We start from the raw sequence: 13342 nt of genomic DNA on the forward strand, positions 1-13342 counted from the left end.
TACTAGGAAATTTTGTCGAAAAATGAAATAATTACATAGGAGAATTCTATGAGGCTTATATCAACAAGGGCTTTGAAACCCGGCATGGTTCTAGCTACAACGGTATATAATATGAGAGGTCAAGCGTTGATTCATGATAATGTTCCCATTACAGAACGCATGATCCACAGATTGCAGGAGCTTAGTATTCAGTATGTTTATATTGAAGACTCTCTTTCAAGTGGAATCCATGTGAAGGGGACCGTTTCGAGTAAAGTGAGACAAGAGGCGGTTCAGAATATCGAGATGGCCTTCAATCAATTAAGCACCTCCAAAGAGAAGCCAAGTCTCCTTGTGATTGAAGATAGTGCCTCTCAATTAAAGCAGGTGATTGATGTCGTCCTGTCCGAGGTAAAGGCGAATAATGATCTTCTGACGATTTTGACAGATGTGTTTACATACGACTCCTATATATTTCATCACTCTTTTAATGTTACGTTATATACACTTTCCATCGGTCTTGAACTTAAGCTTTCACAGAAGCAGCTGGAGCAGCTCGGGGTTGGGGCGATCCTCCATGATATCGGTAAGATGCTCGTGCCTGAAGAGATCCTGTTAAAGCCCGGGAAACTTACGGAAGACGAATTCTCGGAAATCAAGAAACACTCTGAACATGGCTTTGACATTCTGAGACAGCTTCATTCAGTTTCCCTGATCATCGCACACTGTGCCTATCAGCATCATGAGAGGCTCGATGGCTCGGGTTACCCGCGGGGGATCAAGGGTGAAGATATTCATCCGTTCGCAAAGATCATCGCTGTGGCCGATGTATTTGACGCCATGACGTCAAACCGGGTGTACAGGAAAGCCATGCTTCCTCATCAGGCATTGGAGGTCTTGTATGCGGGATCGGGAACATTGTTCGATTCAAATGTGATTGAAGCCTTCCGCTCATCGGTTGCGATGTATCCGAATGGTATGATCGTGGAACTGAATGATGGACGGAAAGCAATTGTGACCGATCAAAACAGGGGCGTCACAGACCGCCCTGTGGTACGAATCATCGAAGAAGATGGTCAGGAGTTAGACTCTCCTTATCCACTCGATTTAAGCAAGGAATTAGACAAGGTGATCACAGGCTTTGATCCGGATTATGAACCGCAATCTCTTAAGATTAAATAATTTTTTGCGCTAAACCCTCCTTACAATGCATACAAATAGCTTGTAAGGGGGGATTTTTTTGTCAAAGTTCAAAACCTACAAACCCCGAAGAGGAGGTCCGCTGCCTTTTCGACATGTCATGATCATTACGTTTCTATTCTTTATGATCTCAACGGGATTCGGATTGTGGATCATTAACAAAGGGTTGAAGCCGACTCTCCTTGCGTATGCCGAAACACAAACAAGCAGGATCGGTACCCTGGTGATAAACAAAGCGATCAATAAGAAGATTGCCGACGTACTGGATATTTCAGATATAACAGAAGAAGTGAAGAATTCAGAAGGAGATATCGTTTCATTTAAATATAATACACAGACGATCAACAGGGTCCAGGCAGAAATTACGAATCTTGTGCAGCAGAATCTTCAGGAAGCAGAAGCGGGGAATATTGAAAATCTAGAATTTCTCACTGAAGTGGAGCTTGATGAAGGGAAGTCGAAAACATCGAAGGGCATTACCTATTCTGTTCCATTGGGGCAGGCAACGAACAACGTATTGCTCGGGAACCTGGGGCCGAAAATCCCGATCCGCTTTCATTCCATCGGTGATGTACGTTCCGATGTGAAAACGACGGTTGAGCAGTTCGGGATCAATAATGCGGTTGTGAAGGTATTTGTGGAGCTTGAAGTGAATGTGCAGATCATCATCCCGTTTGCAACGAAAACCGAAACAATTAAGCAGGATATCCTGGTTGCGATGGGGACCGTTCATCTGGATGTACCGCAATTTTATAACAATGGTGGAGGGGAATCGAGTCCTTCCATCGAATTTCCCACAAATTAGTCAGGAAAAAAAGTTGTCAAAAGAATGATAGTTTGGTATATTAATAAAGAAAATTTTATAACACACCACATCATCAGTCCGATGGGGTAGAGGCGCAGAGTTCAAGAGTAAGCTGTTTGAGAATGACAACTGTGAGAACAGATGAAAGGGAACTTTTGCCGAAGTAATTATACATGTCAAATGTGTATTTGCTGGGGTTATCTTGAAGAAGGATAACACTGTCATTATAGGGAATCTCTATAATGGGGAGCTACAGATCGTGATGGAGCACTTAAATTACTTACTAAGGTAATGATAGCTTCTCTATCGTTGCCTTTTTTTATTATCCTCTATCATGCTACGATGGTTCCCCCCCTATCAAATAGGAGGAGGACACTATGGAAAACACGATTTACTCATTATTACCACCCCTTTTAGCCATTCTTATGGTTATCCTTACAAGACGGGTTCTACTTTCATTGGGAGTAGGAATCGTTGCGTCTGCCTTTCTGTTGGCAGATTTCTCAATTACCAAAACATTCAGCTTTATGTGGGACGCCTTTAAAGGCATCTTTGTCGCAGATGGCGGACTTAACACCTGGAATGTCTACATCATTTTCTTCTTACTCATTCTTGGTATCATCACGGCATTTGTGAATATTTCCGGCGGGAGCCGCGCATTCGGTGAATGGGCGATGAAACGTGTGAAGACACGACAGGGCGCACAGCTTCTAGCTGCGGTACTGGGTATCATCATTTTTATTGACGACTATTTTAATGCCCTTGCTGTCGGACAGGTTTCAAGACCCATCACGGATCGTCATAGAATCTCACGTGCTAAATTAGCCTATATCATTGATTCAACATCGGCTCCGATCTGTGTCGTATCCCCGATTTCAAGCTGGGGAGCGTATATTATCGGGATCATCGGCTCCATTCTTGCAACACATAATATCACGGAGTACACGGCATTCTCAGCGTTCATTCAAATGATTCCAATGAACCTATATGTATGGGCAGCAGTACTGCTTGTCGTCATGGTTGCCTATAAGGGACTCGATTTTGGAAAAATGAAAGAGCATGAAGTACGGGCCCTTGAAACGGGAGATCTTTATGATCCAGGCAAAGAGATTCCCGGCGAATTGAAAAATGATCTCCCAGTCAGCTCAAAAGGCTCGGTAGGCGATCTTGTCTGGCCGATCGTTGCCCTTGTCATCGGGACTGTTTCCATGATGCTGTGGACTGGATATCAAGCGGTGGGATCCTTTGACCTGCTGCCGATCTTTGAAAATACGGATGTAACCAAATCCTTATTGTATGGTGGATTATTCGGACTTCTTATTTCCCTGATTTTCTTCCTTCGCCAAGTCAGCTTGAAAGGAATCGAAGCGGGTGCGATCGGGACAGCTGTAGTGGAAGGTATCAAGTCGATGCTGCCGGCTGTTTACATCCTGATATTTGCATGGACGATCGTGACACTCATCGATCAGCTGCAGACGGGTACGTATCTTGCTGGCCTCGTTGAACAATCGAATCTGCCGATGCAGGCACTTCCGGTCATCTTATTCCTGGTTGCCGGCATCATGGCATTCTCAACAGGAACATCATGGGGATCGTTTGGTATATTACTGCCGATCGCAGGTGAAATTGCTGCAGCTTCAGACGTGAGCATCTTACTGCCTGCCATGGCAGCGGTACTGGCGGGATCTGTATTGGGTGATCACTGCTCACCTATTTCTGATACAACGATCCTTTCTTCCACAGGAGCGGGAAGCAACCATATCGATCACGTGCTCACACAGCTTCCATATGCCGTAATCGGTGCGGTTGTTGCAGCCATCGGTTACCTTGTATTGGGGTTCACCGGCAGCACCATTCTTGGTCTCGCCGTAGTCATCATTTTGATCTTGGCCTTTTCCTTTTTGTTCGGTGAAAAAGCAAAGCCTGCATCTGCAGAGTAATTCATAAAAACCAGGAGCCATGTAGGCTTCTGGTTTTTTTATGGATTCACATAGAGTTCTCCTCCTGATCCTATCGTCTCCTGTTCTCCAAAATTCGACAAAATTCTTATAGTGAAATAGTACTGTAGAAATTTGGTGAATTTCTCAATAAATCACTAAAATAAAGCTTTGACAATTGGCCTGGAACTAGCTATACTGTCTTTAGATTATAAATAATCTGAAAATATAAAAATTTCAAATACCTCATGGGGGTAGTTGGAAAGAACTAGGGGGGAACAGCATGGAGAAACGTGCACAATTTGGGACACGGGCAGGATTTATTCTGGCAGCTGTCGGTTCAGCAATCGGACTGGGGAACATTTGGCGTTTTCCGGCAGTGGCGTATGAAAATGGTGGGGGAGCTTTCTTTATTCCTTATTTATTCGCTCTTCTAACAGCAGGTATTCCATTATTAGTACTTGAATTTACAATTGGTCATAAGTACCGTGGTTCAGCACCGTTATCTTATTTCCGTCTTAATAAGAAAACAGAATGGCTTGGATGGTGGCAGGTCTTAATTGCATTCGTCATCTCTACCTATTATGCCGTCATTATCGCATGGGCGATGTCGTACAGTGTATTTTCTTTCAATTTAGGCTGGGGGAAGGATACAGAGTCATTCCTGTTCAATGATTATTTAAAATTGACCGTGGACGCGGGTCAGACGGGAAGTGTGGTTCCTGGGGTATTCATCCCGCTTGTAATTGTATGGGCCGTTACACTGGGTATTCTTTTCAAAGGTGTAAAGAAAGGAATCGAAGTAGCGAATAAAATCTTTATTCCAGCACTTGTTATCTTATTCTTAATTATCGTTGTTCGCGCTTTAACTTTACCCGGCGCGATGGATGGTCTGGATGCGTTCTTCAAGCCTGACTTCAGTAAAATTGCCGATCCGGGTGTGTGGGTGGCGGCATATGGACAGATTTTCTTCAGCTTATCCATTGCCTTTGCCATCATGATTACGTACTCAAGTTATTTGCCAAAGAAATCGGATATTACGAACAATGCGTTCATTACAGGGTTCAGTAACTCCGGCTTTGAATTATTGGCAGGTATCGGGGTGTTTGCGGCACTTGGTTTCATGGCCCAATCACAAGGTGTGGCAGTGCAGGATGTAGTAAGCGGCGGTGTGGGTCTGGCGTTTGTTGTCTTCCCGCAGATCATTAACGAATTCCCGGCATTCAACGAAGTATTTGGTTTCTTATTCTTTGTTTCACTTGTACTGGCCGGTCTGTCTTCGTTGATTTCCATTTCGGAAACCTATGTAGCAGCCGTATCTGAGAAGTTCGGGATTTCCCGTAACAAAGCCGTACTTTTCGGTGGTGGACTTTCAGCTATCGTTTCCATTCTTTTTGCCACACAGGGTGGACTGTTATTCCTAGATGTAGCGGATTACTTCATCAACCAATTCGGAGTGGCGTTTGTCGGATTAGTGGAAGTAGTCGTGATCGCCTGGTTCCTGCGCAAGCTGGGAGGATTCCAATCCCATGCGAATGGAATTTCGGATATCCAGCTTGGTGCCTGGTGGAAAGTATGTCTCGGCGTTATCACACCGATCGTGCTTGGATGGATGATGTTCGGATTATTCAAAATGAATTTACTAAAAGAGTTTGAAACGGAAACTGGTAACTACGAAGGATATTCAGATGCTTTCATTCTGTACAGTGGATGGTTCGTAGCTGCCTTTGCCATCATTGTAGGAGTGGCCTTCGGATTTAAACGCTGGCATGCCAAGACAGAAGCCGATAGCTATAAGGGGGTAAGCTAACATGACTGGTAGCGCAATTACAATGATGATAGTCGGAATGGTCATCATCTGGGGTGGATTAGCAGCTAGTATCATGAACGCTGTTTCCAAATCAAAAAAGCAGGTATAGAGAAAGAAGCAGACGATGGAATGTCCATTGTCTGCTTTTTTAATGTTTCTTGCTTTTGATCCTGTCCTGGCGTTCCCACATTCTAAGATGGGGGTAGGGATCAAAGGACCATTCAGTAAGGCCATTATCCTTATACATTCCATAATGCAAATGCGGCGGGAATTTCCCTGACGTTCCCGGAGGTCCATATCCTGAGCTTCCGACACCGCCAATCACCATGCCCGGCTCAACCACTTGTCCGACATGAAGATCTTTGGCAAAACCACTCAAATGGGCAAAATAATGATACGTATTATTGATGTCACGTATCCCGATGCGCCAGCCTCCATAACGATTCCAGCCTTTCATCTCGATGATGCCGTAAGATGTTGCTCTCACCGGTACACCATAATCAGCGAAGAGGTCCGTCCCTTCATGGATCCGTCTTCCACCCCATCCACGGGCATCTCCCCATGTGTTCCGGTAACTATAGTTAAATCTCAGGGGAAGCGGAAAGGCTTTTTGATTGAGATGAATCGTTCCGTACTGTTTATATATTTTGGCATTTCCCATTATGATACTGACGGTTTTATCCCGCTTGTAATAATCCCAGAGGGCAAGCTTGAAGTTGTCGTGATCAATGCCATAACGGAGTATGAAGTCGGTTAGAGCGGCAAGGATATCTTCATCACTTTTCAGGCTAGCTTTCCCGTCATGCTCCCCGTCCCGACCGATTCCATTGAAAAGCGCGATCGTTTCAGGATTGTCATCTTCGGGGTGGGGGTTCAAAGGACCGACCCACTTTTCAGGCTCTACATAAATCGAGATGAAAGAGGATGGTTTATCCCTGTCTTTACGGGCAAACCGGAGACTGCGTTCATACTGATCGATGGCAGCCAGGTAGTACCAGGGGATATGCGTCAAAGCCTCGCTTTTTTGAAATAATTCCATTCGTTTCGTGTAAATTTGTTCATCCGTAAGCTTTTCTGCTGCATAGCTCTTAAACGGACTGATCGCTAAGAAAAATACGATGCAGAAGATCAATCGTTTGTACAAAATCATCCCTCCATTTTTAGGGGCCTATATGTAGTTTGTATCGTTCCGGGGGATTCATAATCATCAATAAATGGTAATAGGACATCACATGCTTGTTTTCACTTTTTTAGTATGATAAAGTGACAAAAGAAGTATATTGATGATGGCTTTTTTTACATAGGATGAACGAGACAACGTTTCACTCTTTGCCTAAGTCAGAATTATTTAGGATTGGAGATGAGGGGTATGAGTAAGAAAGATGAACACATTCGTAAACCGGATTGGCTTAAGATTAAGCTGAATACGAACGATAATTATATGGGTCTGAAAAAAATGATGCGTGAAAACAATCTTCATACAGTTTGTGAAGAGGCCCGTTGTCCTAATATTCATGAGTGCTGGGGAACGAGACGTACGGCCACGTTCATGATCCTGGGTGACATTTGTACACGTGCCTGCCGTTTCTGTGCCGTTAAAACAGGACTTCCGACTGAATTAGACTTGAAAGAGCCTGAACGTGTTGCGGATTCCGTACAATTAATGAACTTGAAACACGTCGTCATTACAGCGGTTGCGCGTGATGACCTGAAAGACGGCGGTTCACAAGTCTTTGCTGAAACCGTCCGTGCTATCCGTCGTAAGAGCCCGTTTACATCCATCGAAGTGCTGCCTTCTGATATGGGTGGGGTATTCGAAAATATCAAGACATTGATGGATGCCAAGCCTGACATCATGAACTACAATGTCGAAACCGTCCGCCGCCTGACTCCAAGAGTTCGTGCCCGTGCGACTTACGACCGGACATTGGAATTCCTCCGCCGGGCGAAAGAATTGAATCCGGAGATCCCTACGAAATCGAGCATCATGGTTGGTCTCGGGGAAACGAAGGAAGAAATTCTCGAAACGATGGATGATCTACGTGCCCATCATGTTGATATCGTGACATTAGGTCAATATCTGCAACCATCGAAGAAGCACTTGAAGGTTCAAAAATATTATCATCCTGATGAATTTGCCGAACTTCGTGAAGCGGCAATGGAAAAAGGCTTCAGCCACTGTGAAGCAGGTCCTCTTGTTCGTTCTTCTTACCATGCCGATGAGCAGGTAAACGCAGCAGCGAAATCCAGACAAGCTAAAGGTGAGCAGGAAGTACAGAACGCATAATTTCATATAACTAGAAAAGGACTGACCTGTCGGAGATCTCTCTGACAGTCAGTCCTTTTGTACAGATAGAGGTTAGTCCATCATGTTATCATTGCCGGTATAGTCATTGCGCTTTTGACGGTCCATATTGATCTTATGGGTATCATCATCACGCATTTCGTATTGATCAGACGTCATTTCACCGTTGGCGTTTTCACCTGAGTCGACATTTCTACCTTGTGGAGAGTCTTTGAGCATCAGGTTGATGGTATCGTCAATGGCTGTATTCGCATTTTTGCTGTCACTATCCATCTGGGCAAGGTTTTCAACGTTGCGCATCAATGCTTTATCATCGGTTACATAGACATGGTACCAGCGCGGAATGACGGACATAGCTGTTTTCTTAACCTGATCGGCTACTTCGAAGCGTCCTTGTTTATCTTTTTTGTCGGTCACATAAGAGACAAGAACTTCTTCGTCCGTGACGAGGGTAGAGCAATCTTTCACGTCAGGAAGGGCAACACTCATTTTGCTGATGCTGTCGGCTACCTGCTCGCGATTGATACTGTACATGTCCTTGGTGGAAATGTTTTGACCACCGGTAGGGCTCTTCTGCTGGCGGACATAACCAAAGTCTTCCCCGCGGTGTGCCCCTTTTTTGGTCCAGCCATTGTCGTTATACAGGTCTTCCCTGTCACTTACGTTAATGGTATTCCCGTTGTCGTGGAACATTTCCTCATTGGCTGTGTCGATGCCATTACAGGCTGTCCCGATTAATGTGATGCCGAGGACCGTTGTACCTAAAAGTAATTTATTCAACTTAAACACCCCCTATCCAGTAGGGTGACCATCTCTTATGGGAATTTTTCATAGTAATTAATGGACAATCCGTTATAATTTAAAATAAGGAAACGAAAGTGGGTGGACAGAGGTGATTTGTGTGCAGAACACGTGCTACGAAATCGTCGAGGAATTCAGGGACGGATTCAACGAGGAAGCTTTCAAGGAAAGATATAGCGATATCTTAAGCAAATACGATTATATCCTTGGTGATTGGGGATACGGTCAGCTCCGATTGAAAGGATTCTTCGATGATCACAATCAAAAGGCTTCTTTCGACACAAAGGTGAGCACTCATAAGGATTACTTATATGAATACTGTAATTTTGGGTGCGCTTATTTTCTTGTGAAGAAAGTCAATAAATAATGGTGAAAAGGAACAAACGACGATGGTCGTTTGTTCCTTTCTTTTACTTGTTTTCAGTATACGGCGGCTCTTCATTCACATCCGGGTCGGCATGAACAGGATGTGATCCCGGTTCCTGACGAGGTATATCCTGATGCAGGGATTTATTCTCGTAGTTGAAGGCACTATAATACCGTTGTCCTTCTTCCCAAGGTGTACTCTTGTTTTCAACAGGGGTATGCTTACCTCTGGGAGCACCGTAAGGACCTTCCGGAAGTGTCTCGGGGACGAGGAAATTACGGTATGTTTCTACATTGGAGAAGTCACTGTATTCTTCGTCTTCTTTATCATAGGATTTCCGGTCTTTGCTCATTTTATCTCCCACCTTTCATACCTTTAGTATGTGAGCGGGAGGTGGAGTTCATTCTCTCGAGTGGAGCATCTGGATCAAAGAATGGTTTCACCTAAAAAGTCTCTTAATTCATCCGCTTCTTCCCCAGTTAACTTAAATACACTCTCAACATAGCCGGGTTCACCAAGGTCATCTCTCCCCAAGATGGCAAATCGACTGCCCTGAAGGTCCAGTACCAATGATTTCCCGTAATAACGTTCCGTTTGGGTAATGGCCAGGTCGTACCGCTGATTTTCCCCCATGAAACTCACGAATCGCGTTCGTGTATTTTCAGTATCGTCATATAAATAAAAGCGTTCACTCATCACGATGTCCTCCTCTTTTTCTGCTTATTTCATCATATCAGACTGAGACGGGAATTGCAGGATGTACCTGTATGGGTCTGGTGAAATTATGTTAAAATAAGGTGCAGGTTATTGTTTAAGGGAGAGGTGAGCATCATGTATTTCGTAGACAGGGAAAAGATTGAAGAAATATTGATCTATATGGATGAGCAGCTAAACATATTCAGTCGTCAAGAACAGTGGAACGCTACTCTGGAAAAGTTGGCGCTGGAAAGGGTTGCCCACGTCATCATTGAATCCATCCTGGACGTAGGGAACAGCATGATCGATGGATTCATCATGAGGGACCCCGGGAGCTATGAGGATATCATTGATATTCTTCTGGATGAAAAAGTGATCACAGATAGGATGAGCGAAGATCTCAAACGCCTCGTCGAACAGCGCAAACCACTGGTCCAGGAATATACAACCGTTGATCACAAGCAATTACATACCATCCTGGAAGAAGTGTTCCAAACACTGAACCAATTCCCGCTGCAGGTCCGGAACTACCTTGAAAATGAACTTGGCCCCGTATCGGCATTTAAAAACTAAACGTATTTGACAGCGCTTTCCTTAATGAGAATGCGCTGTCTTATTTTCTTTAGAGAGTGACTTTATAGCGAAGTAAATAGAAATATTGGACATACTAACGACACTATATGGAGGTAGATGATGAAAGAGTATAAAGGGTATTTAATTGATTTGGATGGCACGATGTATAAAGGAAAGGAGAAGATTGAAGAAGCGGGGGATTTTGTGAAACGGATGCAGGATAAGGGATTGCCTTATCTATTCGTGACGAATAACTCTTCAAGAAGACCGGAACAGGTGGCGGAAAAATTGCGTTCCTTTGATATACCCGCAACGAAGGAACAGGTATTTACGACATCCATGGCGACGGCACAGTATATGGCGAAAGAAAAGCCTGAAGGAACAGCCTATGTCATCGGCGAAGAAGGAATACGCTCAGCACTTGAAGAGAACGGCATTACACTGCGGGATGATAAACCGGATTTCGTGGTAGTGGGGATTGACCGGGAGATTAATTACGAGAAATTATCCCTCGCTTGCCTGGGGGTGAGAAACGGGGCAACGTTTATTTCAACGAATGGAGATATCGCGATTCCGACTGAAAGGGGATTGCTTCCGGGGAATGGTTCCCTGACGTCTGTTGTGACGGTCTCCACCCAGACCGAACCGATCTTTATCGGAAAGCCGGAGTCCATTATCATGGAACAGGCTTTATCTGTGCTAGGGGTCCCGAAGGAAGACACTCTGATGGTGGGGGATAACTATGATACAGATATTCTGGCTGGAATAAACGCAGGGCTCGATACGCTCCTTGTGCATACGGGGGTTACAACAAAAGAGGCGTTGACTCAAAAGCATATTCAGCCTACCTATACAATAGAAACATTGGATCAATGGGATATTTAACATTAATAAATGTGGAGGCTGACTGCAGCTTCCACATCCTTCATGAACCTGCTGAGTACTCAAATATTGGAAAAATTCTTTGATTAGTAACATTTCATAATAGACAACACACGTTTGTATAAGTAAAATAGAACTAGTGTGAAAAGAAGTAAACAAAATACTATTTATACTAAAGGGGGAATTTTGTGATTGCCCTTTTGGTAACAATATCTATGCCTCTATAGATATGTTGTAATAATAAGTAGTATGAACGTACATTATACTCCTAATGAATTATGTGGTTTTTTCCTCTAACTAACGATACTTTTCCATGACGCATATTTGAGTACCCAGAAGGATCATGACGACAGAAAATGAAATACTGAAATTTTTTAAAAATTTTTCGAAATTAAGTGTAAAGGTATTCAACTAGGGTAAACACCAAAGGTAGTAGGGGACTATTAGCATTGATACCTTTTCAATTTCTAACTATTCTTTACGAATGCACACAACTTTAAGAATGAAAGTCACTGTTTCTTAGCTTGATTTTCGAAACAATCCACGTCATTTCTAAAGAATTATTAAAAGGGTAGTGAGGTAATGAGTATTACAGTTACAGGACTTGTCGGAAAGAAAATAAGGCAGCATAGAAGAGCAAAAGAAATCACCATACAACAATTAAGTCGTAAATGTGGATTAACGGTTAATTATATTTCGTTGATTGAAAAGGGAGAGGCAAATCCGTCCCTGAACAAGTTGTTTGCCATAGTATGCTCGTTGGAGGTTCAATGGGAAGATATTATGCCGACTTGTGAAGAACACCAAGACATCTACAATCACACGATTCTTTAATGAACTAATTTTCTCTTTTTAATTTCTTGTTCGATCAGAATGATGAATTCATTACTGAATTTTAACTGTTTTGCTTTTTTATAGGCATCGATAAGGGCTTTGTCACTCAGGAGTTTAATAAGATCTCACCTCGATCATTTTCAAAACGTATGTAAAATGTGTGATATTGTAAACTCCAAAAGAGAGAAAGCCTTTTTTGGTGTGTATGTATTTTAGTTTGGCCCAGGGTACATTTATAATGAATATAATTACAACTATATTTGTAATTATATAAAACTATTCGCTGAAGTGCAAACATTAAGTTAGTTAAATGGATATAATTGATTTACACTGTATAATCTTTTAGGGTAGATTGTATCAATTACCTTGTACGCTTCTTTCATCACTAAAAATCAGACGACCCTGTCGTCTGATTTGGAATACTTATTCACCCTCATTCTGTGCATTTCGCCCGGTGTGCCAATCGGCTGGAAGCGGCAGCTGCAATGGCGCCAACGATATCATCCAGGAAGGTATGGCACATACCCGATGATTTATCATTCAATCTCTCCAGGATTCCCGGTTTTTGTTTATCGATATATCCGTAGTTTGTGAATCCGATCGAACCGTACACATTCACGATCGAAAAGGCCAGGATTTCATCCACACCGTATAATCCTTCATCTACTTCAACAATCGCCTGCAATGGTTCCGCAAGCATCTTTTTCTCAGCTAATATATCAAGTTGAATGCCTGTAAGTATGGCATTCTGTACTTCGCGCTTCGTCAATACACGTTCAACGTTATAGACACATTCCTTTAATTCAAGATCAGGATGATACTTCTGTTGAAGGTACATGACTAATTGAGCGATGTCTTCTATTTCCACTCCTCTTTCATGCAGCCATTTACGTGCCGTTCTCTCTAATAAATCCATTGACGCTTTATCCTTCATCTTATTCACCTTTTTCCTTGAAAGATTATAAAACCCCTATTTCGATTAGACGAAGCCTTGTTTTACTCATATGATTCCCATTTGAAAAATAGACATAATAATAGCTTCTGTTCTCATTCTTGCCCATCCCTGGATTTGGATATTCATAAATGCATTGGAATGATGGTCTAGGGTAGCGCAGTCAGCACATGAATGTTGAAAAAGAACGGTCATTAAAGA

The 13342-nt window shown here is 43.1% G+C and carries 16 protein-coding genes and 1 riboswitch; of the genes, 10 read left to right on the top strand and 6 right to left on the bottom strand.

Going from position 1 to position 13342, the window contains the following annotated elements; all coding sequences use genetic code 11:
• Nucleotides 1-48 precede the first annotated feature (48 nt).
• The 5 genes from ACSQ2E_RS03730 to ACSQ2E_RS03750 all read left to right on the top strand — a co-directional run bounded on the left by ACSQ2E_RS03730 (nt 49) and on the right by ACSQ2E_RS03750 (nt 5840).
• The gene (locus ACSQ2E_RS03730) at nt 49-1161 is read left to right on the top strand and encodes an HD-GYP domain-containing protein (RefSeq protein ID WP_435989412.1); all 1113 of its coding nucleotides are present in this window, start codon (nt 49-51) and stop codon (nt 1159-1161) included.
• 58 nt (nt 1162-1219) lie between these two features.
• The gene (gene yunB / locus ACSQ2E_RS03735) at nt 1220-1984 is read left to right on the top strand and encodes a sporulation protein YunB (RefSeq protein ID WP_435989413.1); all 765 of its coding nucleotides are present in this window, start codon (nt 1220-1222) and stop codon (nt 1982-1984) included.
• Nucleotides 1985-2063: 79 nt separating this feature from the next.
• A riboswitch (Lysine riboswitch) is annotated at nt 2064-2245 on the top strand.
• A 116-nt stretch (nt 2246-2361) separates the two neighbouring features.
• The gene (locus ACSQ2E_RS03740; protein ID WP_435989414.1) at nt 2362-3924 is read left to right on the top strand and encodes a Na+/H+ antiporter NhaC family protein; all 1563 of its coding nucleotides are present in this window, start codon (nt 2362-2364) and stop codon (nt 3922-3924) included.
• A 280-nt stretch (nt 3925-4204) separates the two neighbouring features.
• Nucleotides 4205-5731 (top strand): sodium-dependent transporter, encoded by a 1527-nt coding sequence (locus ACSQ2E_RS03745; RefSeq protein WP_435989415.1) that lies wholly within the window; start codon nt 4205-4207, stop codon nt 5729-5731.
• 1 nt (nt 5732) lies between these two features.
• Nucleotides 5733-5840, top strand: a complete 108-nt coding sequence (locus ACSQ2E_RS03750) for a methionine/alanine import family NSS transporter small subunit (RefSeq protein WP_079532007.1) — start codon at nt 5733-5735, stop codon at nt 5838-5840.
• Nucleotides 5841-5879: 39 nt separating this feature from the next.
• Here the strand turns inward: ACSQ2E_RS03750 and ACSQ2E_RS03755 are convergent, their stop codons facing one another.
• Nucleotides 5880-6881, bottom strand: coding sequence for a M23 family metallopeptidase (locus ACSQ2E_RS03755; protein ID WP_435989416.1), 1002 nt, complete (start codon nt 6879-6881; stop codon nt 5880-5882).
• Nucleotides 6882-7100: 219 nt separating this feature from the next.
• Between ACSQ2E_RS03755 and lipA the strand changes: the two genes are divergently transcribed.
• Nucleotides 7101-8018: a lipoyl synthase gene (lipA, locus tag ACSQ2E_RS03760; RefSeq protein WP_435989417.1), complete on the top strand. Its 918-nt coding sequence runs from the start codon at nt 7101-7103 to the stop codon at nt 8016-8018.
• 72 nt (nt 8019-8090) lie between these two features.
• Here lipA and ACSQ2E_RS03765 read toward each other — a convergent pair whose 3' ends face one another.
• Nucleotides 8091-8825, bottom strand: coding sequence for a YhcN/YlaJ family sporulation lipoprotein (locus tag ACSQ2E_RS03765; RefSeq protein WP_435989418.1), 735 nt, complete (start codon nt 8823-8825; stop codon nt 8091-8093).
• Nucleotides 8826-8928: 103 nt separating this feature from the next.
• On the opposite strand from ACSQ2E_RS03765, the gene ACSQ2E_RS03770 reads away from it, so the two are divergent.
• A complete protein-coding gene (locus tag ACSQ2E_RS03770) occupies nt 8929-9204 on the top strand; it encodes a YutD family protein (RefSeq protein WP_044338154.1) in 276 nt (91 codons plus the stop codon).
• A gap of 43 nt (nt 9205-9247) precedes the next feature.
• On the opposite strand, the gene ACSQ2E_RS03775 is transcribed toward ACSQ2E_RS03770, so the two are convergent.
• Both ACSQ2E_RS03775 and ACSQ2E_RS03780 read right to left on the bottom strand, forming a co-directional pair.
• Nucleotides 9248-9556, bottom strand: coding sequence for a hypothetical protein (locus tag ACSQ2E_RS03775; protein ID WP_034763749.1), 309 nt, complete (start codon nt 9554-9556; stop codon nt 9248-9250).
• 74 nt (nt 9557-9630) lie between these two features.
• Entirely contained in the window at nt 9631-9900 is a 270-nt protein-coding gene (locus ACSQ2E_RS03780; RefSeq protein WP_435989419.1) for a DUF3055 domain-containing protein, read from the bottom strand.
• 135 nt (nt 9901-10035) lie between these two features.
• Between ACSQ2E_RS03780 and ACSQ2E_RS03785 the strand changes: the two genes are divergently transcribed.
• From ACSQ2E_RS03785 to ACSQ2E_RS03795, 3 genes are all read left to right on the top strand, one after another.
• Nucleotides 10036-10473, top strand: a complete 438-nt coding sequence (locus ACSQ2E_RS03785) for a DUF86 domain-containing protein (RefSeq protein ID WP_435989420.1) — start codon at nt 10036-10038, stop codon at nt 10471-10473.
• Between the two features lie 120 nt (nt 10474-10593).
• Nucleotides 10594-11358, top strand: coding sequence for a TIGR01457 family HAD-type hydrolase (locus ACSQ2E_RS03790; RefSeq protein ID WP_435994380.1), 765 nt, complete (start codon nt 10594-10596; stop codon nt 11356-11358).
• A 579-nt stretch (nt 11359-11937) separates the two neighbouring features.
• Nucleotides 11938-12189 (top strand): helix-turn-helix domain-containing protein, encoded by a 252-nt coding sequence (locus ACSQ2E_RS03795; RefSeq protein WP_435989421.1) that lies wholly within the window; start codon nt 11938-11940, stop codon nt 12187-12189.
• Here ACSQ2E_RS03795 and sda read toward each other — a convergent pair.
• Nucleotides 12186-12308 carry a sporulation histidine kinase inhibitor Sda gene (gene sda / locus ACSQ2E_RS03800; protein WP_435994382.1) on the bottom strand — a complete coding sequence of 41 codons (123 nt, stop codon included), beginning with the start codon at nt 12306-12308 and terminating at the stop codon, nt 12186-12188. The genes ACSQ2E_RS03795 and sda overlap by 4 nt on opposite strands.
• A gap of 314 nt (nt 12309-12622) precedes the next feature.
• Entirely contained in the window at nt 12623-13123 is a 501-nt protein-coding gene (locus ACSQ2E_RS03805; RefSeq protein WP_435989422.1) for a phosphatidylglycerophosphatase A family protein, read from the bottom strand.
• Nucleotides 13124-13342: the final 219 nt, after the last annotated feature.

This window comes from Rossellomorea sp. LjRoot5 (assembly GCF_964253455.1).
In the GTDB taxonomy this organism is placed as follows: domain Bacteria; phylum Bacillota; class Bacilli; order Bacillales; family Bacillaceae_B; genus Rossellomorea.

Excerpts from the sequence above, each read along its gene's own strand:
- ACSQ2E_RS03730 (WP_435989412.1), top strand. The coding sequence starts at position 49 with ATGAGGCTTATATCAACAAGGGCTTTGAAACCCGGCATGGTTCTAGCT.
- ACSQ2E_RS03740 (WP_435989414.1), top strand. The coding sequence starts at position 2,362 with ATGGAAAACACGATTTACTCATTATTACCACCCCTTTTAGCCATTCTT.
- ACSQ2E_RS03745 (WP_435989415.1), top strand. The coding sequence starts at position 4,205 with ATGGAGAAACGTGCACAATTTGGGACACGGGCAGGATTTATTCTGGCA.
- ACSQ2E_RS03750 (WP_079532007.1), top strand. The coding sequence starts at position 5,733 with ATGACTGGTAGCGCAATTACAATGATGATAGTCGGAATGGTCATCATC.
- ACSQ2E_RS03755 (WP_435989416.1), bottom strand. The coding sequence starts at position 6,881 with ATGATTTTGTACAAACGATTGATCTTCTGCATCGTATTTTTCTTAGCG.
- lipA (WP_435989417.1), top strand. The coding sequence starts at position 7,101 with ATGAGTAAGAAAGATGAACACATTCGTAAACCGGATTGGCTTAAGATT.
- ACSQ2E_RS03775 (WP_034763749.1), bottom strand. The coding sequence starts at position 9,556 with ATGAGCAAAGACCGGAAATCCTATGATAAAGAAGACGAAGAATACAGT.
- ACSQ2E_RS03780 (WP_435989419.1), bottom strand. The coding sequence starts at position 9,900 with ATGAGTGAACGCTTTTATTTATATGACGATACTGAAAATACACGAACG.
- ACSQ2E_RS03785 (WP_435989420.1), top strand. The coding sequence starts at position 10,036 with ATGTATTTCGTAGACAGGGAAAAGATTGAAGAAATATTGATCTATATG.
- ACSQ2E_RS03790 (WP_435994380.1), top strand. The coding sequence starts at position 10,594 with ATGAAAGAGTATAAAGGGTATTTAATTGATTTGGATGGCACGATGTAT.
- ACSQ2E_RS03795 (WP_435989421.1), top strand. The coding sequence starts at position 11,938 with ATGAGTATTACAGTTACAGGACTTGTCGGAAAGAAAATAAGGCAGCAT.
- ACSQ2E_RS03805 (WP_435989422.1), bottom strand. The coding sequence starts at position 13,123 with ATGAAGGATAAAGCGTCAATGGATTTATTAGAGAGAACGGCACGTAAA.